General features: G+C 34.3%; 10 protein-coding genes. All 10 read right to left on the bottom strand.

The annotated features are described in order from the left end of the window. Nucleotides 1-7: 7 nt before the first annotated feature. Entirely contained in the window at nucleotides 8-2,116 is a 2,109-nt protein-coding gene (locus O5O44_RS04840) for a BNR-4 repeat-containing protein (protein ID WP_289195953.1), read from the bottom strand. 86 nt (nucleotides 2,117-2,202) lie between these two features. Beyond that, the gene (locus O5O44_RS04835) at nucleotides 2,203-5,730 is read right to left on the bottom strand and encodes a sulfatase-like hydrolase/transferase (protein ID WP_289195952.1); all 3,528 of its coding nucleotides are present in this window, start codon (nucleotides 5,728-5,730) and stop codon (nucleotides 2,203-2,205) included. Between the two features lie 190 nt (nucleotides 5,731-5,920). Further along, the gene (locus tag O5O44_RS04830; RefSeq protein ID WP_289195951.1) at nucleotides 5,921-7,114 is read right to left on the bottom strand and encodes a Gfo/Idh/MocA family protein; all 1,194 of its coding nucleotides are present in this window, start codon (nucleotides 7,112-7,114) and stop codon (nucleotides 5,921-5,923) included. 3 nt (nucleotides 7,115-7,117) lie between these two features. Continuing rightward, on the bottom strand, nucleotides 7,118-8,470 hold the full coding sequence (locus tag O5O44_RS04825; protein ID WP_019388504.1) for a Gfo/Idh/MocA family protein: 1,353 nt from the start codon (nucleotides 8,468-8,470) through the stop codon (nucleotides 7,118-7,120). Then, nucleotides 8,463-9,851, bottom strand: coding sequence for a 3-keto-disaccharide hydrolase (locus O5O44_RS04820; protein ID WP_289195950.1), 1,389 nt, complete (start codon nucleotides 9,849-9,851; stop codon nucleotides 8,463-8,465). The genes O5O44_RS04825 and O5O44_RS04820 overlap by 8 nt, the downstream gene beginning before the upstream one ends. Before the next feature lie 260 nt (nucleotides 9,852-10,111). After that, nucleotides 10,112-11,278 (bottom strand): DUF5627 domain-containing protein, encoded by a 1,167-nt coding sequence (locus O5O44_RS04815; protein WP_289195949.1) that lies wholly within the window; start codon nucleotides 11,276-11,278, stop codon nucleotides 10,112-10,114. A gap of 41 nt (nucleotides 11,279-11,319) precedes the next feature. Continuing rightward, nucleotides 11,320-13,047: a RagB/SusD family nutrient uptake outer membrane protein gene (locus tag O5O44_RS04810; protein WP_289195948.1), complete on the bottom strand. Its 1,728-nt coding sequence runs from the start codon at nucleotides 13,045-13,047 to the stop codon at nucleotides 11,320-11,322. Nucleotides 13,048-13,074: 27 nt separating this feature from the next. After that, nucleotides 13,075-16,098, bottom strand: a complete 3,024-nt coding sequence (locus O5O44_RS04805) for a SusC/RagA family TonB-linked outer membrane protein (RefSeq protein ID WP_289195947.1) — start codon at nucleotides 16,096-16,098, stop codon at nucleotides 13,075-13,077. A gap of 38 nt (nucleotides 16,099-16,136) precedes the next feature. Then, the gene (locus O5O44_RS04800) at nucleotides 16,137-18,047 is read right to left on the bottom strand and encodes a RagB/SusD family nutrient uptake outer membrane protein (protein ID WP_289195946.1); all 1,911 of its coding nucleotides are present in this window, start codon (nucleotides 18,045-18,047) and stop codon (nucleotides 16,137-16,139) included. A gap of 12 nt (nucleotides 18,048-18,059) precedes the next feature. Then, entirely contained in the window at nucleotides 18,060-21,191 is a 3,132-nt protein-coding gene (locus O5O44_RS04795; protein WP_289195945.1) for a SusC/RagA family TonB-linked outer membrane protein, read from the bottom strand. Between the last annotated feature and the right edge of the window lie 150 nt (nucleotides 21,192-21,341).

The following is a 21,341-nucleotide window of genomic DNA, read 5'->3' as shown; positions in this document are numbered from 1 at the left end:
TCTTCTTTTATTTAATAACTATTTTTTTAACAAACCTATTTGTCTCATTAGATAGTTCTACAAAATAAATCCCTCGAGCGTGATTAGAAAAATCTACTTTATTTTGAGAAACACTTCCCTTTTCTAAAACTTGACCTTGTATATTCACTAAATTATACTGTAGGTTTTGGCTATTTGATTTTATATTGAAAACACCATGACTAGGATTAGGATAAACTGCTAAATCTCGAGTATTGAAGTCATTAATACTCAGAGCCGATGTTAATTCAAATTCAATTTTATCGGGTTCACTAGACAATGATCTTTGTTGTGTTAATCTTACTGTATTTTCACCTTGAATTAATGTAACATCTGGTATTCTTGTTTCTAAATATATATTCCAATCAAAGGTTCGTGTGATTAAAACATCGTCATACAGCGTTCCATTAATTTCAATATCCATAATGGAATCATCTCTATTTCTGTTTGCCGCAAAAAGAATAAAATCATAAGTACCTGCAGTAGTTACCTGAAATTTATGTTCAATAAACTGATTTGATGCAAACGAATCTATATATTCACCTCCAGAAGCTGAAGTACTAGTACCAACATTAATATCAATGGAAGCCGTTGTATAATCTTCTGCCTCTAATGATAAATCATCAATTTCTTCAGAAGCATCAACCTCAGACAATGTAAATTCTTGAAAGTATAGGGGACGCTTATCGCCAACACCCGGTGTGTTATTTCCTGTGTCTTGCATCAAATAAACATATAACTTATCACCTGTCACAAAAGCATCAAAGTGATCAAAATTTATAGTTTCCGTTCCTATATGAACTATTTTCCAATTATTTTGACCTTCTAATGTGGTTTTAATAATTATATTCCCTCCTATAATTTCAACCATAAAGACATGGTTTTTATAACTGTAAAGTTCACCACGGGTTTGAGGATTTGGGATAACACCATCTACATCACTAGAGAAATTTGCATCTGTAGCCAACTTATAATAATGTACATTTCTATTATCAACACGTTGCACAAAATGAATCGCACCATTTTCAGTAACTGTCCATGCTGGATCGGAAGACGATTTAGGAAATGTGGCTGTCCCATAATCATCTCCTGGTTGTGCAATCTGAACTGGGTCTAAGTTTGGGTTAATATTATTTTGGATTGGTAAAGAAATAGAAGTATCATTAACATCAAACCATGGTGTGGATGCATTTGCGGGAATTCCGTTAGTATACGCATAATATAATCCACTATTTAACATATAACCATTACTGGTATTGGCATCATTGTTAGTAGAGTATCTTATTGAAAAACCAGAATAAAACTTACCGTTTAAAAAGCGCTCACCACCATACATATTGTTTCTATTTGGTAATGCAAGCGTACCTTCATGAAATAACCAGTTATTACTCCAAACGTTACCATTATAATGTGCTAAAAGTATATCGCCATTACCAGAACCGCCTTGTCTATATCTGGCAATCAAACTTCCATCATCTGCTCTGTGTATCATTGGGTAAGTCATACGCTCATAATCCTCACCAGATTTTAAATAGTTTCGCTTAGGATTAAAAATATCCAAAGTAAATTCATTATCAGGCACAAAAGCCATATTCGTTTTTGAGACTGAATAATTAAAGAAATCGTTAGGTAAAGAAGAGGACCTATAGGCATGCATATCATATAAAATATGAATGGTATTATCTATCGTACTAACGCCAATAGCCGCTGTATTATGAGAATCGCCACGTATACCTGTACCATTAAGAAGTTCACCGCCTTGACCGACATGTTTATGTGGAAATTCTATAGTTACCCAACTTGAGTTTAGTACGTTTAAATTCTTTCTTGAAAGCATTAGATTTCGTGTGTCCATACCACCTTTGTACCAAGTTACAAATGCGTATCCATTTACTACATCCACACAATCTCCATGCGGAGAAATCCTTTGACTAAATCTATAATTTATATCTTTTGTTCCTGCAAAGTACAACCCTCCATCCCCATCAGGTGTCACTTTTGTTGAGTTATCTAATACGGCATTCAGCTCCTTTTGGGCTGTTATTGTGATTGACACAAAGACTATCAAAACAAACAATACTAACTGATTTTTTTTCATGTTTTTTTTATATTTCGATAGCTTTAATTACTATTAAAAAAGCCAGTAGAAACAAGGTTTATACTGGCTTTTTTTAGTAACTAATTTTAAAACGAATTTATTTTTAACTTAATTATATGTTTTCCTGGAGATAATCTAACCGAATCGAATGCAGGTGGAATTTTATTTCCATTATGAATTAAGTCTTTTCCGTCTATATCTTTTAAAGAAAACTCTGCTACCATATTTCCTGGAATTTCTATCTCGTAAGTTTGAAGTCTAGCGCCATTGTACGTATATTTTCCAATAATTGGACCTCTTACCGTTGGAACTTTTATTTCACTAGATTTCAATTTACCCATTTGAGGTTGAATAGTTGCCACACCAAAACCAGGCGTTTTAGGCTTTATACCCCATAATCCTCTTGGAATTACATTTGCCGGTACAGCACCCCAAGCGTGATTCCAATCTAAATTGTTCTTGTATTTTAAATCCCAAGCTTCTAAAGTTATGGTTGAACCTGAACGAATCATATTATACCAACTTCTTTCAGCTTTGCTAGCAAGCAGTTCTAAAGCATAATCTGCTTCTCCTGCACTGTACAACCCATCCATTAAAAATTGAGCTCCATAAACACTGCAAGCCATTCCTCGGGATTTTACGAAGTCTACAACAGATTGATAATGCTCTTCTGGAACTAACCCAAATGCCAACGGCATCATATTAGCATGCAAAGACGCATGATCTGTTCCTATACCATCTATATAAATACCACGGGCTGCATCGAACATTTGTTCGTTAACCGCCTTTTTAACTTTTGCTGCTCTTAATTCAAAGTCTAATACCTCTTGTGTTTTGCCTAAAATTTGAGCAAACTGAGCCATAATTTTCATGTTTTCGTAGAAAAACGAATTAATTACAGTGCTGTAAGGTTGGAACACAAATCCGTCGCGTTCTCCTTTTGTTTTGCTGCCGTTAAAATTGGCAGATGGCCAATCCACAATATCAGTTAATGGCTTTTTATAACCTTCAGGGAAGCCTAACTTTTTCATGAATTCGTCATCTACTTTTGTAGAAGTAATTAATCCTTCGTCATTAGAGAGTTCAAAAAGTGTTTTATGTTTTAATGGCTCATAATACCTTTCAATAAGTTCCGTATTTCCTGTATACATATAATCGGCATATATCAATAAAGCCACATGTTGTTGCCATTCGGTAGGCCATGTTGGATTTTTCATAAAATACTCGATAGTTCTTCTCGCCATGGCAAATTCTCTATCCGTAGTATAATGACTTAATTGATTCAAGTATGCATCTGCTTCGTAAGGAATACGTTCTCTATCTCCATCAACATATAACCCATTAAACGTTGTTGCTTTTATAGAATATTTACATAAATCCCAAACCTGATTTAACACATCGCTATTACTTTTAAAACTACTGGCATTATCATCCCAATAGGTATGAAATGCTAGTTGTTCAACGTTTTCTGCTGAAATTGATTCTTGTGCGCCTTCTATTTCGGCATATCGAAATGGCACCAATGGTGGAAATCCATCTGGTAAAGGAATGGCTTTATTAGCTCTTGTATTTCTCTCATCTTCCTGAACTTTTATTTGATACTTTGTTTGCCCAGGTTTAACATCCACTTTTATTTCTTGATAACGAATGTTGCTTTTTGCAGGTGGAGTTCTGTTAACATTACCTTTTTCGTCTAACATTTCCCCAACCCTAACTGTTAAGGTATGTGGCGATTTGGCATTATAGGTAAAATCCATAGTAGCAAAAGCTGCTTTTCCGAAATCAATAAAAACAAAGTCGTCTATTTTTTCAAGTTTTACCGGTGCTACTTTTGTAACAACAAATTTGTTTTCAGTTGAAATAATATAACTATCACTTTTACCTGTGGTAAACTTTTGAGGCTCTGAATAATCAACTAAACGATTTTCTTCATCCCAAATCCTCACTTTCCAGTAGTAAGTTTTCCCTATTTCAAGTGGATTTCCATTATACTCAACATTTGTTGACTCTAAAGATCGAACTTGACCGCTATCCCAAACATCGCCATTATTATTGTTGATGCTTTTCTGGTTGGAAGCGACTAATATTTGGTAAGCCCCTTGATATTTAGCACCTAGAGGTACCGTCCAGCCAAATTCTGGTTTTAAATCGAATATTTTAACATCCGTACTAGGTTCTCTAATTAACTCAACCGTTAAATCTGTTGGTGCCGCTCTAAACTCATTACTGTTCTTCTTAATTAACTCATCAAGTTTTGCTCGAAGATTATCGGCAACTGCTTTATACTTCTTCTTTCCTATTAAATTGTTAATCTCTTTAGGATCTTTTTTAAGGTTATAAAGCTCTTCGATTGACTTATCATTTACATATCTAAAATATTTCCATTCTTCAGTTCGAACACCTTCACTTGGAGGAATTTCACTAAAATCCCATATGTGTTCTATTAAAATGGTATCTCTAGCAATTGTATTGGTTTCTTTTTTTACAATTGGTAGTAAGCTTTTACCTTGCCACGTGTCTGGCGCTTTTACACCTGCTAAATCTGCAATTGTTTGTGTTACATCAATATTTAGTACCATGTCGTCAATATCTTGATGTGAGTTCACTCGTGGATCAAATACAATTAAAGGTACTCGAATTGAGTTGTCGTACATCAACCATTTTCCAGCCAATTTTCGTTCGCCTAAAAAATATCCATTATCACCCATTACAATGATAACTGTATTTTTTTCTAAGCCTTTCTCTTCTAATTTTTTTCGAATTTTTGCAATTTCTAGGTCTATTCCAGAAATCATTCGGTAATATCCTTTTAAGCTGTGTTGGTATTTTTCTGGAGTATCATAACGCCAAGTCCAGCGTAACCAGTTAAATCCGTCTCTTACTATTTTAGGTTGTGCGTTAAAATATTTATCATCACCTAGTTCAGGTTCTGGAATAGTAATGTCCGTAAGTAATTTATCTGTTTCAGCTTGCCAAAAATATTGATCTGGTGCACTATCATGCGCATGAGGTGCACTAAAACTCAATGAAAGGCAAAATGGTTTTTCATTTGTTGCATTTTTATCTATAAAATCGATAGCTTGCTGCCCTGTATAACGGGTTAAATGTACCGTGTCATTATCAATGGTTTTATAATAATATCCTCTTCTGTCTTTAAAACTGTGATTTCTGTCATAATCTTCATACTCATCAAATTGTTTATCCAAATCATTATAACGCACACCATATTTTCCATAAAATCCCGTATAATAACCATTGTTTTTTAACACGGTTGGATACGAATTTGCCATATATTCTTCACGCACATTTCCTGTTTGAAAATTAAAATTATGTGCTCTTTCATGTAAGCCTGTAAATAAACTCGCTCTACTCGCAGCACAAATTGGTGTAGTAACAATAGCAGTATTGAAATAGGTGCCTGATTTTGCCAAATCATCCATTTGCGGGGTTTCTACATATTTGTTACCCGCATACCCAATAGCATCAAAACGTTGATCATCTGTAAGAATGAATATAATATTTGGTTTATCTTCAGTGCTTTTCTGTTGAGCATTTGACGCGTTAAAACCACATATTGTTGAAATTAACATGAATAAAAAACTGACTTTTCGCATTTGATTTCTTTTTATTTAAAGAGAATTTAAAAAAAATTGTTTGTAAAGTATAAAACTAGGGTTTAGCCCTAGGAGTTCCATCCTGCTCTATCCTGAAATAGAATTAAAAACTCCTTAAATTAAAAAATCTTCAACAATAATGATTATAGGTTGAAGATTTATGCTTTATAAAAATTTCTGAAATAAATAATTATCCAAAATTCCACTCAGAATTCCAATCAATTATTTTATTATTATACATGGCATCCAATCCCATTTGAACGCATATGGCTGCTTTGGCTCCCGTAACTATATTGGATTCTGGATTTTTATTATTTAAAATAGATTCCTTAAAATCTAAAAGAGCCTGCTTACTCGGGTCTAGATGTTCTACGTTTAAGGCATAGCCTTTTTCTGCATCCCAACCCGATGTGGCACCACTAACACCATCAACATCACCTATTATTTTATTTTTTTGCCCTTCGGGATAAAACCAAGCCTTTTTAGTATCGATAATAATCGTGCCTTTATCTCCTATAACTTTAATTTGATATCCATCTTTAGCGTTACAAGTTAAACTCGTGAATTTTGCTTTAACGCCATTTGGATAAGTATAAACTAAATGAACATTATCATAAGTTTCTCTTCCATCTTTCCAATAATCAATCCCTCCGACACCCATAACTTGATTTGGAGTTTCATTAAGCACCCAGTTTACAAAATCGATTTGATGCGAACAGAGTTCAGCCGTTAATCCACCTGAAAATTCTCTATACATTCTCCAATTTATTGCTTTTTCAAATTTAGGTTCAGGAACAACTCTTCGCCAATCACCACGACGATTCCATTGGCACTCAAAGGCAACAATTTTACCAACTTTTCCTTGTTTTAATAAATCAACCACAGCTGTGTAAAGCCTTGAACTATGGTATTGATGTCCTGTTTGAAATATTAATTTAGAATGTTCCGTTTTTTGAACTAATTCCTGAATACCGGTATACCCTTTAGCTAAAGTTTTTTCACAATACACATGTTTGCCTGCATCAAGCGCATCAATCGCAATTTTTGAATGTGTATTAAATGGCGTAGCGACTATAACCGCATCAACATCTTTATTATCTAATAGTTTTCTGTAATCTAAATACCCAACAGGGTTTGAATTTGCTTTTGCCAAACCTTCTTTTAATCTAAAAGGTAATACATCACAAGATGCGACAACATTTACATTTTCTATAGAATTAATAATATTAGTAAGTCCGCCACCACGATCTCCAGTGCCAATTACACCAATATTTATGGTACTATTAGCATTTATATTTGACATTACATTGCCATACAAATATGAAGAACTAGCTATACCTGCCGTAGCAACGGCTGTTTTTTTTATAAATAATCGTCTTTTCAAGTTTTATAATTTTGGTTCCCAACCTGGTTCATAAGTTCTAGACCATAATTTCATAGCCTCTCGGTTGTACATCATGCCGGTTTTATCGTTTATATCAAAACCGTCGTTTATTCTATAAGCAATATTAGCATAATGCACCATAGCCATACTTTTACTAGCATCATCAATCGGTGCCGTTAATTTAGTTTTGCCCCTAATGGTATCAAATAGATTTTGAACATGTTTTGTTGAAGTGTCTCCGCCACCTCCTAAGGCGGTTCCAGCTTCTTTAGATGCTGAATTATACTCTTTAACTAATTTTCCTCTACGATCGTATAACATATATTTACCTCTATCGACAAATACAGTTCCTTCTGTACCATAAATAACGGTACCTCGCCCTGTACCATAAGTACTATAGCTATTTCTAGATTTACCATCCCATTTAATGACTTTATTGTCAGCAAACTTAAAAGTAGCCTCCATGTCATCATACATCTCCCAACCATCATCTAGAAAGTGACGTTTTTCTGCTTCAACATAAACGTGCTGTGGAAAATCTACTTGTAATGCCCAACGTGCCACATCTAACTCGTGGGTTCCGTTATTACCAGCTTCTGCTGTTCCATATTCCCAACCGTACCAATGCCAATTGTAATCCCATGTTTCAGAAGTATATGCACGTCTTGGGGCTGGACCTTGCCATAAATCCCAATCTAACCCTTCAGGGATAGATGCACTTTTTTGCAATGGCACCTGACCTCTTCCATTGTTGTAAAAAGCAACAGCCTTATATGGTTTACCTATTACTCCATTATGAATTTCATTAATAATTTCAATGGTATGACCAGACGAACGTTGCTGGTTTCCCATTTGGACTATTTTATTGTAATGTTTTGAAGCTTTTACCAATTGCTCATTTTCATACATGTTATGGCTACATGGTTTTTCAACATACACATGCTTACCTGCTTTCATAGCCATAATAGAACCTGGCGTATGCCAATGGTCTGGCGTAGCGTTAATCAACACGTCTACATTTTTATCGTCTAATACTTTTCTAATATCATTCTCTAAAGTTGGATTATAATCAATATGTTCTCTAAAAGCTTTTAATCCCTTTAAACGTTGACTTTCCATAACGTCGCACAAGTAAAGTAATTTGGCATTACTTTCCTTTAACGCTATTGGAGATTTAAATGCATTTAAGCGTCTTCCTAAACCGGCAATAGCTACATTTATTCGATTGTTTGCGCCAATTATACCATTATAACTTTTTGCAGACATGGCATTTACACCGCCAACTAAAGTGACACCTAATGCTGCAGTTGTTGTTTTTTTTATAAAATCTCTACGATTATTTCCCATTTTACTCATTCTTTGATTTTGGAACTTTGATTTTAATATTTCTGAAAGACACCTTGTCTCCGTGATCTTGTAATAAAATTTGCCCTTTTTCTAGCATACCAAAATTTGGCCATTTGGCATATTTACTTTCTGAAACCAATTTTAAAAATTCTTTACTGCCTCTTTCATATTCTAGAACTTTTACATAGTTTAACCAATGTTCGACATGATTATCTATAGATTTTATATAGGCAGTATTCCATTCTCCAATTGGTTTAATTGGCTTACTTGGATCGGCTTGAATTAAATCATACAACGAACAAACTGTTCTACTACCTTCATGAGAGCCTAATTTAGCATCGGGATGAAGTGCATCGTCTAAAATTTGATATTCCAACCCTATTGACGACCCTGGGCCTTTATTCAATTCGGTATCTACATAATATTTAATACCACTATTGGCTCCTGGAGTTAACTTAAAATCTACTTGTAACTCAAAATTACTATACTCATTTGTAGTTACAATATCTCCTCCTGCAGCAGATTCAGCGCCTCCAGAAGGTAAAACAATAAGTTCTCCGTCTTCAATTACCCAGCCTTCGTTTGGAAATGTATCTAGCTTAGCACCTCGCCATCCGTTGGTTGTTTTACCATCCCAGAGCATTTGCCATCCAGATTTTTGTTCATTCACTGTCAGGCTGTTTTTTGTTATAATCGGCTCTAACGGTGAATTAGTGGCATATTTAGATAAATTCTCTGTTAAAATCTTAGCATTCTTCCACATGACCTGTTTACCAAGTTTTTCTTTGCTATTTCCTATAGAGTGCACTTGTAAAGCTATAAATCCGCTTGCTGTTTTATCATCAATTAAATGCGACGCCGGAACACCATTTATCCATGTTTTTATGGTATCAGATATTGCTTCAACACGGTAATGATTCCAACTATTTTGTTTAAAAGCCTTTTGGGCCTCTGGATTGTTTTCTAAAGTGTTTAACCATTTGCGTCTGCCTTCATCATAGATTCCGCCACTCCAAGAACGTTTTGATGGATCAATCTCTACCTGATACCCATGCACTCGACCATTTTGATAGAATGGATAGCTATTACTTCTAATTTGAATTCCTGAATTCATAGTTGAATCTACCTTAAATTCAATTTCTAAAATAAAATCACCATACATTTCATTAGTTGATAAAAATGTATTCGGTGTATTAGCAGCTGTTGTGCCTATTATAATTCCGTTTTCATTTTTATAAGTGGCCTCACCACCTTTGATATTCCATCCTTCCAAAGAATCATTTTTTATTAATTCTACCCAAGGGATTTCTTGTTTAGTTTCTTTACAAGCACTAAAACCTATTGCAGCTAAGACTATGAGCAACAATACATTGAATTTAATTATTTTCACGTGATGTTATTTTAATTGATTAAGAAAAACTAAATATAACTAGTTCAATTAAATTTACTGTCCTGCTCTATGCTGATTTTTTAAATTCTTCAAAAAAAACCTTTCATTAAAAATATTTTAATGATAGGTTTTGGACTATTTTAATATTACGCCTAATAAGTAATTTAATCTATTTTCAACGTTTCTTGATTATAACAAAAATAGCGGGATTAAATTCCCGCTATTTTTAACTTAAACAATATTTTTATAATGACTTAAAATTAAGGCATTTCAAAGTCTAGTGTAAACTCTTCAAATTTCACATCTCTATCTCTTATAACTAAAGTATCTTTAACTGTATGCACTAAATCAAATGTTGATGTTTTTGTTGATATTAATGTACCAAAAAAGCGGTTCTCAGTGACTTCAACTTCAAGTTCTCGGTATTCATAATCTAAGTAAATTACGTCTCGACTTTCTCCACCCCATTCATCTCCATTTTCAACAAACTTTCCTGAGCCCGTTACAGTAACAGTGCTAGTTGGGTCAGCATTAGCAACAGTAATATCTTCATTATCGTTAAATGTCAATAGTAAAGACAATGTATTATTAGTAGCAATACCTGGTCTTCTAACATTAATAGTAGTAATTGCTTCATTCCTTCCTGCAGTTGATAATGGAAGTAACTCATCACCCACAACAAACTCAGATCTATAAACTGAAGAGCCTTCAATGTTCTCTGTTTCCGTTTCTGTGGGATTTCCGTTTTCATAAACCGTAACCGATTCGTTAGATCCTACAGCTTCATCCTCACCGCGTCTTAAATAGATACCTTGATATTTATTCATAAACTTGATACCAAAAAGTGTATAGTCCTTAGGTAGTGTTTGCCAATCATCTGCTTTAATTTTAATAGGATTTGTAACCCCTTCAGCTGGTACACCTACTAAAAGCGAATCCAATTCTTCATAATCTGTAATTCTTAATGGAATTACATAATGTACATCACCAAAATCGGCAAATGATTGTGGGTCATCAAAAAAGGCATCTGAAAGCTGCACTGGGATACGCCCCTTTGTAGAACCAGAAGGAATTGTTACTGGGCTTTCCTGTTCAATAGTGTAGTAAGAAGCTGGTAAAACCTTAACATTTACAGTATCTAAGCCTAAAGCAGTAGCATCTATCAAATCAGGAGCTAACTCAAAATGTACTCTTCGATTTTTATTATTATTATAAACTCCTGACATAATAACACCGATTTCAAACCTACCATTATTATCATTTTCGTTATAACCCAAATCATACTTCCCTTGAATTAATGTTCTTACAGGGGTTTGAAATGGAAAATATACTGAAGTTGAGCCAAAGTCGTCAAATTCATTTTCCTGATTTTCGCAAGCCATAAAACTTAAGGCAATTGCACATATTATTAAATATTTTATTTTCATGTCTAAATATTTTTTTAGTTCTTCTAAATTACAAAATTACTTTACCATCCATTATTTTGCTCCAATTCAGAAAATTTCAGGGTTTCAGAATTTGGAATTGGCATATAAGTAGCAAAAGGTTGAAAGTTCCTTACCTCAACAGACGGTAACTCAACATAATTGCTTCCGTTAAAAAAGTAACCTTTAGCTGGTTCATTTAGAGATAATCCCCATCTTCTAAGATCCCAAAACCTGTGTCCTTCAAAACTTAACTCTATACGACGTTCATTTCTGATAAGCTCTCGCATATCCTCTTTAGTTGTAATTGATGCTAAGTAATTATCTGGTTGTGTAATTCCTGCTCTATTACGTATTGCTGCAATCACATCACGAGCGGTAATACCATCAACCTGATAGTCTGGACCACCAATTTCATTTGCTGATTCTGCTAATATTAAAAACAATTCAGTATATCTAAAATACACATCGGCATGTCTCTTACCTTGAGCAGTTCCATCATTATTAATTCTAACTTCGGGTTGCAATAATTTTTTAAGGTAATACCCTGTAGTTGTAGACTGCCCAGGTATAGAATCTAACCTATCATTTCCTCCACCAAGACCAGTATTAATTGTGCCTCCTCCAAATTCAGCGCCATTAACAACAACATATTTTTCTAGCCTAGGGTCTCTGTTAGTATAAGGGTTTTGAGGATCAAAACCATTAGCCACAGTTGCAGGATATCCGTCTTGCATTGGAAATGCCATTACAAAGTTATGTGTTGGATTAATCTCCCCATTTCCATTTACTGAAGGCGGAAATATTCTTTTTTCTAAAGTTGAACTGTTACCACCTATAGAACCTCGCCATAGCGATTCACTACTAAATATATTATCATCTGATGCATAAAACTCATTACCGTTTGGATCTAAACCAGCAACACCTCCAATAGTATTTAAAATTTGAGCTGCGTTTGTTGCTGCCATATCATAATAACTCTGACTGTTTAAAAATGAAGGACTCGCCGCAAAAAGTGCCAAACGTGCTTTTAATGCTTTCACTATTCTACCTGAAATACGTAATTCAAAAAAGTTATCATTTACTATTCCATATTTATCATAATCAAAATTTTCTAAATTTGCGTACCATGGGTCTACTTGTCCTGCGCTTAACCCATAATCTGTTGGTAGCAAATTAAGTGCCTCATCAAAATCTGCCATAATAGCCTGAACAGAAGCTTCAAATGATAAACGGGCAACATTAAAGTTACCATTAGCTTCAATAAACTCAGTATAGTACGGAATACCTAGCAATTCTCCAGATGTTCCTATACCAGCATGTGCTTGAAGCACATAAAAATGATGCAATCCTCTTAACGCTAACGCTTCTCCCTTCATACGCATCTCAAACATTTCATTTGTTAACGCATCTCTGCTCCATTGCGTTTCTCCTGCGTCAATAATTTCTAGGAATCGGTTTACCCAGAATACACGTTCAAAATTACCCCAACGGGCTGTAGGGTTAAATTGTGCATTCAACTCGCCAAGCGCCATTCGCTTATAATTGTTATCCAAAATATTATTAACAGCATCATCAGTAGCTGCTTCAGAAAATGAATATTGATCAATTAAGCCCGTATATCCATTTAATAATACACCTTCTGCTGCATTTGGATTTGTAGTAACAAAATCAAAGCCTAACCTATTTTCATCAATTGGTTCGAGGGTATCACAGGCAATTATGCCAGTGAATACCAACATAACTAATATATATTTTATTAAATTTTTCATCTTATTTTTCTAATTTTTCTAATTGAATTAAAATGACATTCTCAAACCTAGAGTATAAACTCTAGACAGAGGTGTTGTACCTATTCTTAATTGACGAATATCTTTATTTTCACCAATTTCAAACAAATTAGTTCCAGAAAGATTAATGCTAAAATCCTCAATACCAAGTTGATTACAAAAAGCCTCCTGAAATTCGTATGTTAACTGAGCACGGTTAATATTAAGATAGCTATTGTCGTACAACCAAAAAGTAGATGTTCTAAAATTATTTTGATTTGTTTGAGATGACAACCTTGGGTAAGTTGCGGTACTTGCTGTTGCTGGTGTCCATCGTCCCAAAACAACTTCTGAGTATTTATCATTTCCGTCAACTGAATAATATTCGTTAAAACTATTATTTAACTTATTACCCTCAGCTCCTGTTTGACCTGTAGCTAAAACAAAAAAGTTGAACCTTTTATACTTTAGGTTAAGGTTTACTCCATAAGTCCAAGGGCTACTAGCTTGCCCTATAGCAATTCTGTCATCATTATCGATCATATCATCCCCATTTTGATCCTGATATTTAATATCTCCCGGTTGAACGTTACCAAATTGAGGTTCAGGTAAACCAGCATTTAAATTACCATCTGTATCAAAATCTGCTTCAGCATAAAATCCTTGATCAACCAATCCAAAAATTGTAGAAATCTCTCTTCCTTGTGTTTGTAGATAGTCTTCAGCAAAGACCTCAGATCTTTTAGCCCTTTCGGTTTGACTATATAGCACGTTTGCACCTAAACTAATTGAAAAATCTTCATAAGATTTATTGAAATTCATACCTATTTCAAAACCAGTATATAAGTTCTTATCGAAATTATTATATGGTCTGAAGTTATCGTAAAAAGATGGGTATTGGTCATTCAAAAACCCTACTTGTTTATCAAGTTCTGATTTAAAATAATTAAACTCTAACCACATAGAATTCATTAAATACGTTTCTAAGCCAATGTTTAAATCTATACGCTCTTCAAATGTTAAATCAAGATTCTCTCCTTGTGTAATATTTTGTCTACGATTAGAATTTCCATCAGCCCAATTAATATTGTTTCCACTAGAATAGTTTACATCATATAAATAGTAACCATCAATTCCTTGATCAGACTTTATAATACCTCCTGAAGCCTTTAACTTAAGGTAGTCAATAAATTTACTGTTCTTCAAAAATGGTTCTTCACTTATAATGTAAGCTATACCCGAAGTTGGTGATAAACCACCTCTATTTCCTTCAGGTAATTTTATAGAATTAGTATAGGTCCCAGTAAAATCAAAAAATAATTTCTTTTTGTAGTCATAAGTCATTTGAAATCCTAAGTGCGCATCAACATCTGTTTGAATAACATCATTTTGTCTTTGTGAATTATAAAAACCTAACAACGTGGTATTCAAAGAATGATTTTTAGCAAAAGTGGTCTCGTAATTTATAAGTCCGTAAAGACCAAATCGCGATATAAAACCATTAGTACTAACATTTTCAGTTTGATCTTTTATATCTTCACCAAAAACTCCAAGACTTGTTATTCTATCCCCTTCCCAAGTTGGCTCATAGGTTTTAAATTGATTATTTATAGATAAATTATAAGAATCATAAAAATCAAAACTCACATAAGTTTTGGCCGACAAACCTTTTGTTATTTTATCTAAATCAAAATTGATTGTGTTGTTAAACTGTGTAGAACGAAACACTGTATTTCGATAACCACCAGCAATAGCTAAAGCTATAGGAGCATCTGCACCAAACTGTTGAGTTGAACCTAAAAGCATCCCATTGAACGTATTAGCGGCTTGTAATTGTCCAGCAACAGTGGGGTCGCTAGTGTCTATTAAATCTATAGGCAAAAATGGCGAATAAGTATTAGGTCTTAAAGTAGTCGCAGCGCTTAATAAATTAGCTCTAGACGACTTATCAGTACTTATAATGGCAATACCATCGAGACTACTTGAAATCCAATCATTTATTTTAAAATCTAAGTTACCTCGTACATTAAAACGGTTAGTTCCTGCATTAATATCATCATTAATATTTACCCAATCCTCATTACGAGTCCAACCCACATTAACATAATACTGATTTTTATCATTTCCACCAGAAAACTCTGTTAAAACATTTGTAGAACTCACAAAAGGTTGCACGTATTCCGTCGAATATAAATCCAAATCTGGGTATTTATAACTATTAGAACTTGTTCTAAACTCTTGAATAAGCGCAGAATCATAAAAAGCATCTAAACCATCATTAATTCTAGCTTCATTAAAAAGTTGCATGTATGGTACCGAACCTAAATAATTAGGTAAAGAAATAGGTGTGCTAATACCCGAGCGAATATTAACATTAATTTCTTTTTTATTAGCTTTTCCACGTTTTGTATTAATAACAATAACACCATTTCTTCCTTGACTACCATACAGCGCAATAGAATTTGCATCTTTTAGTACCGTTATCTGCTCCACCTCTTCCATATTCAGGATATTAGGATCACGACCAATAACGCCATCAATTACAAAAACAGCATCACCTATACCTCTTACATTATCAGAGCCTCTTACACCTAACATGAGTCCGTTTATATAATTTCTAACAAATTGTGTATTGTCATAAGTTAATCGGTCTTGGGTGTTAATTGACGATACTGCACCAATAATATTACGCCTATCTTTTGTGGCAACTCCCATCTTTATTTCATCATCTTCCGATGCGAGGAAAAGAGATTTCTCCATGGTAATATTACCCAATAAATCAGACATTTCAACAATCACTGATTCATAGCCCTTTTTTTGAATTACAACTGACTGATCGTCATTTAATTTAATTTTAAACTGTCCATTAACATCCGAAGAGGCCTTACCTCCATTTGGGCTATAAACATCAACGCCGCTTATAGGGTTACCTTGTTCATCAACCACAGTTGCTGTTACTTCTACACCTTCTGTTTGAGCAATTGCGACATTACAAAAGCAAAACAACATTAAGCTAGCTAGAGTAAACAACCTATATAATTTATTTATCTTCATTTCTTTCTTTATATTTATTAAAACGAATTTACACAAAACTACCATCCAGGATTTTGAGGGAATCCCTCGTAAATTTGTGTTTGCTCAACTGGAAATGGTAACCAATAATGCTGAGGAAACTCACAAATTCTATCTACAAGAAGCGTTTCTGTGAAACTACTTCTGTCTTGCGGAAAATCTAAGGCTAATTTTCTTCTATATTTATCCAAATGGGCTAGTCCCCATCGTCTAATATCTACCCATCTATGTGCTTCATAACTTAACTCAACAGCTCTTTCTCTTCGTAGTTCATCCATAAACTTGTTTTTATCAGCTACTATATTAGGAGCCACATTAGGAACACCCGCTCTATTACGGAACAAATTAATAGCCCCCTCAGCAGTTAAGCTGTAAGACCCTGGTGCTGCAGTTGCTCCCTTAGATGCATGTAATGCTTCTGCATACATTAAATAAACATCTGTAAGTCTCATATGCATTCGCACTCCGACGTATTGATCTATAATAGGATTCCATTTACTATGATACTTATCATCAACTTTAGGATAAAATTTGGTCCACATATACCCTGTATTATTTACTATTTTGATGTTTTCAGCACCAGTACTACGATGAAAACCTTTTACAGTAGGAGATTCAAACCAAAGTTGGGCAGCTACATGATTTGGATCCTCGGCTCCTGGATCTATAATATCTCCATCAATAATATGCCATCTATAAAAACGTGGATCACGATTTTCAAAAGGTTTAGTCTCATCAAATAACCTTTGGCCTGCAGGAAGTTTTTGATCTTCTTCAATAGATAGTCCATTAGCCATACCAAAATTATTATGAATAAAGTTGTGTGTAGGACTAATAACCTCATATCCAGCAGAACTGGTATGAATGTCTCTATTTACTCCTGATGCCATAAATCTTGTGGCCTGAACAGTACTACCACCAGTAGCAGCAAATATAAATTCTGTACCTCCTGGCCATGAACCAGGTGCAGGAGATTTCCAAAATACTTCATCGTAATTTTCCCATGAGGCTAATGCATAACGCCCTTGATCGGCTAATTTAAGTATTCCAGCAAAAGCATCAACTGCCATATCACACAACTCTGTATCATAGTCATATGTATTTATACTTTGATTGTTACCTTTCATTAAGGGGCTAGCTGCAAGAAGTAGATTTTTACCTTGAAAAGCATATGCTGTACCTTTAGTAAGCCTACCCTTATTTTCACCTCGTGTGAGTTGTCCATAACTCTCATTATCCCAATCTACAGGTAATAGTTCAACGGCTTTTTTGTAATCTTCGTTAGCTAGTAAAGCAACTTCTTTGTAAGTCGCAGGACGAGGTATTTCAAATTCATCTATTAATACTTTATCAATATATGGATAACGTCCCCAAAATTTCATAATCTCATTATGGAAAAATGCTCTAAAAAAATAAGCTTGCCCAAGAATAACATTTTTTTCGGCTTGAGTTGCATTTACCATTAAATCTCTATTCTCAACATTCTGAATTACAATATTCGCTTTTCGAATACCACGTAAGCTACCATCATATAACCCAGGTCTCTGTCTATTAAAAGCATTTGTATTTTCAACATTAGCAGAATTATTCCCTGTTGATCCATAATTAGAATTATAGTGGTTATTTAAGTAACAAAAGTTATCTCTTATCACATCATTGAATCTTCCTGCATCAATATCACCACTTGCTTTAGTAGGTCTATCAACAAATCCATCATCACCTAAAAGAAAATCTTGAAAGGTATGCGTTTGCTGTTCATAAGACACGACTAATGAATACATTTCTTCAACGAAACCTTGCGCATTTTTAAAGGTAGAAAAAACATCTTCTTCCTCTATGACTGACTCTGGTGCCACATCTAAATAGTCCTCGCATGAAAAAGAGAATACGAGTCCTAAGATTATTAATATTTTTAATTTATAGTTTTTCATTATTTCTTTTTTTTAAAAATTCATATTAAAACCAAAGTTAAATCTCTTTAAGGTAGGATAATCCCCTCTTTGCTGTCCTTGATTTGCTCCACCTGTATTAAACTCTCTATCATCAGGCATATCAGACCATAAGAACAGGTTATTTCCATTTGCAAAAACTTGAAGTTTCTTCAGCCCTAGTTTTTCACATGTCTTTTTTGGTATATCATAAGATAAAGAAACTGATCTAAGCCTTGTTAATGACCCATCCAACCAGTTATCTCTAGGATTAGTTGCACCTAGGACTCCAAATGATGGTTGGGTATCAGTATTATTTGGCGTATTTACAGTCCAATAATCTAAATCTTGTGTAAATATTAAAGGAGTAGAATTACTAAAGGTATTGTTACTGAACAATCTAGACGCATTTTGAGTTCCATATAACTGCGCAGAAACACTAAAACCTTTGTATCGGGCACCTAGAGTAGCACTCCAAGTTCTTTGCGGTTGTTCTGGATAACCAAAAGGCGCATTATCAAAATTATTATTGTAAACACCGTCTCCATCAAAATCTACAACATCATAATATCCGACACGTGTTAAATTTTGATTTTCATTTTGTGGTGTTGACATGTAAACATCGTCCCAACTTGTCAAAATCCCAGCTGGAATGGCTGTTCTTCTTTGCCCAATTGTATAACCAGCATCTTTTAGGTGATCGGGTTGAAAAAATGGATCATCTCTTTTAATTACTTTATCTATTGCTTGTGTAAAATTAAAATCACCAAATATATTTAAACCATTACCAAAAGTATAACTGGAACCTAACACAATTTCATAACCCCTTACCTCAACGATACCTTTATTAATATCAGGAGGTGTTGCTCCAAAGAAATTTGGTAAAGTCTGAATACCAGCACCCGTAATTCCAATATTATCACGATCTTCGGCAAAATAATCTATCTCTCCAGTTAATAAACCGTCAAATAAGTTGAACTCAGCACCTATATTATACTTAGTAGCTGACTCCCACTGAAGGTTTGGGTTACCTACTACAGCTTCTCTGTAAAACGTATAAGGCGATCTTCCTGTACCACCTTGATATGAACTTGGCACTAAAAATGCAGATGCACCAGACTCCCATCTGGAAAGATATTGAAATCTACCACCAAAATTATCATCACCAACAATACCGTAAGATCCTCTAAATTTTAGCAAATTTAACCAATCTGCTTTTTCCATAAAGGCTTCGTTAGATACTGTCCAACCTGCTGCAACAGATGGGAATAAGTCGAAACGAAATCCTGGACCAAATTTTTCAGAGCCATTGTAAGCACCGTTAATATCTAAAAAGTATCTTGAATCGTAATTATAAGTCACCCTTCCTACCCAATCTTCACGGTATATTGGAAAAACACTACCTTTTGCACGCTCCTGCCTTCTAACTAAGAATAAAGCGGTCAGGTTATGCTTTTCAGCAAAAGTCCTGTTGTAATTTAATGAAAAGTCGTACACCAATTGACGTTCTCGTTGGTCATTCTCTACTTCAGAAGTACCTAACGTCCAAGGTGGTTGAACATAACCAAATCTGGTATTCGTATCTGGAATAAGAAGACTCTCTTCATCACCGTTGTAAACTCTAAAAATTACACCTCCATCTCTTAAATCTTGCCTACTTCTTTGAGAGTTATCTAAAGAAAAACGTCCTTGAAAAGACAAGCCTTCAGTTATAAAGTCTAATTTTTGTTTTAGTAAAAAATCTGTATTTACTTGAAATTCTCTAAAAGTGTCATAACCCTGAGCCTGTAAAGTCTGAACAGGGTTCACATATACATTAAAATAACTAAAGGGATTTCCATACAACCCATCTGGATATACTGGTGGATAAAGACTTGGCGCTATTAAGTAAAGTCCATTAGTTACATTACCTATTGAACCAGGATTCTCTCTAATACCTAAAAAACCAGCAAGATTAACAGATAACTCTGTAGTATTTGTAATATTAAAATCGATATTAGATCTAAAGTTAAATCTATCATATCGATACTCACCTAAATAGCCTCTTCCATTATCGTATTTACCTCCATCAAAAATATCACTTACAGTTTGATAAGCCAAACTACCAAAATATTTAGCCGTTTTATCACCTCCACGTACAGAGAAGTTAACTCTATAATCTTGTGCATAATCTTTTAACAATTCATCTTGCCAATCAACATTAGGATAAATATAACTTTCTTCCAAACTGGAAGGATTACGGTATCTATCTACAATAGCCAATGGCGTATAATTCCTCCATGTATTAGGAGCTTGAGCTATGCCTCTTAAAATAGCACTATTTGCTTCTCTTAAACCATCATAAGAATCTAATTTTTCTGGTAATTGAGAGACCGTTTTAATGGTTGTATTCACGCTTAGCGACAGTTGTGCTTTTCCTACTTGACCTCGCTTAGTGGTAATTAATATTACCCCGTTAGCACCTTCTACACCAAAAACTGCCGTAGCAGAAGCATCTTTAAGTACCGATAGGTTTTCAATATCATTCATATCTATATCGCTCATCGACCTCTTAACACCATCTACAAGCACAAGAGGATCGCCATTACCATTCCATGAACTTCGACCACGAATAAAAATCCTTGTGTTATCTTGACCAGGAACACCACTACCTTGTATGGCAGTAACACCTGGTAAATTTCCTTGTAATGCTTCTTCAACATTGGCTATACCAGCTGTCCTTTCCATTAAATCCTCACCTTTCACCTGAGTAATGGCAGCTACAACGCTCTCTTTTTTCTGAGTACCATAACCTATAATCACTACTTCATCTAAGGTTGCTATATCCTCTTCTAAAGTAACATTAATAGTTGTTTTACCGGTAGCATTAATTTCTACAGTTTTGTAACCTATGTAAGAAAACTGTAAAATTTTATCTCCTAAAGCAAATTCAAGGGAATAGTTTCCATCAAAATCTGTAGAGGCACCTCGTGTCGTTCCTTTCTGAATTACACTTACACCGGGTATAGGTATTCCCCCTACATCTTTAACAACACCAGAAACCCGATTTTGAGCCTCTAGATTAAAACCTGTAAAACCGGATAAGACCAGAGCAAGCATTAATACAAACCCAGAAACAGGAAAATGTCTTTTTAATTTTTGTTTCATTTAAGTTTAAGTTTAAAATATTATAGTTTTATTTAGTTAGAATGACTTAAAAGAATAAAGGATAAAATAAAGTCATAATAATATGTTAACAATTTTACAACATAATACTATTTTAACTATCCTGCACTATACTGTATGGTGTGAATTTTA

Source organism: Algibacter luteus (assembly GCF_030344935.1).
Lineage (GTDB): Bacteria > Bacteroidota > Bacteroidia > Flavobacteriales > Flavobacteriaceae > Arenitalea > Arenitalea lutea.
The sequence above is the reverse complement of the archived record's forward strand: the minus strand, read 5'-3'. Positions and strand labels throughout refer to the sequence as shown.

Excerpts from the sequence above, each read along its gene's own strand:
- O5O44_RS04815 (WP_289195949.1), bottom strand. The coding sequence starts at position 11,278 with ATGAAAATAAAATATTTAATAATATGTGCAATTGCCTTAAGTTTTATG.
- O5O44_RS04795 (WP_289195945.1), bottom strand. The coding sequence starts at position 21,191 with ATGAAACAAAAATTAAAAAGACATTTTCCTGTTTCTGGGTTTGTATTA.
- O5O44_RS04800 (WP_289195946.1), bottom strand. The coding sequence starts at position 18,047 with ATGAAAAACTATAAATTAAAAATATTAATAATCTTAGGACTCGTATTC.
- O5O44_RS04840 (WP_289195953.1), bottom strand. The coding sequence starts at position 2,116 with ATGAAAAAAAATCAGTTAGTATTGTTTGTTTTGATAGTCTTTGTGTCA.
- O5O44_RS04835 (WP_289195952.1), bottom strand. The coding sequence starts at position 5,730 with ATGCGAAAAGTCAGTTTTTTATTCATGTTAATTTCAACAATATGTGGT.
- O5O44_RS04810 (WP_289195948.1), bottom strand. The coding sequence starts at position 13,047 with ATGAAAAATTTAATAAAATATATATTAGTTATGTTGGTATTCACTGGC.
- O5O44_RS04825 (WP_019388504.1), bottom strand. The coding sequence starts at position 8,470 with ATGAGTAAAATGGGAAATAATCGTAGAGATTTTATAAAAAAAACAACA.
- O5O44_RS04805 (WP_289195947.1), bottom strand. The coding sequence starts at position 16,098 with ATGAAGATAAATAAATTATATAGGTTGTTTACTCTAGCTAGCTTAATG.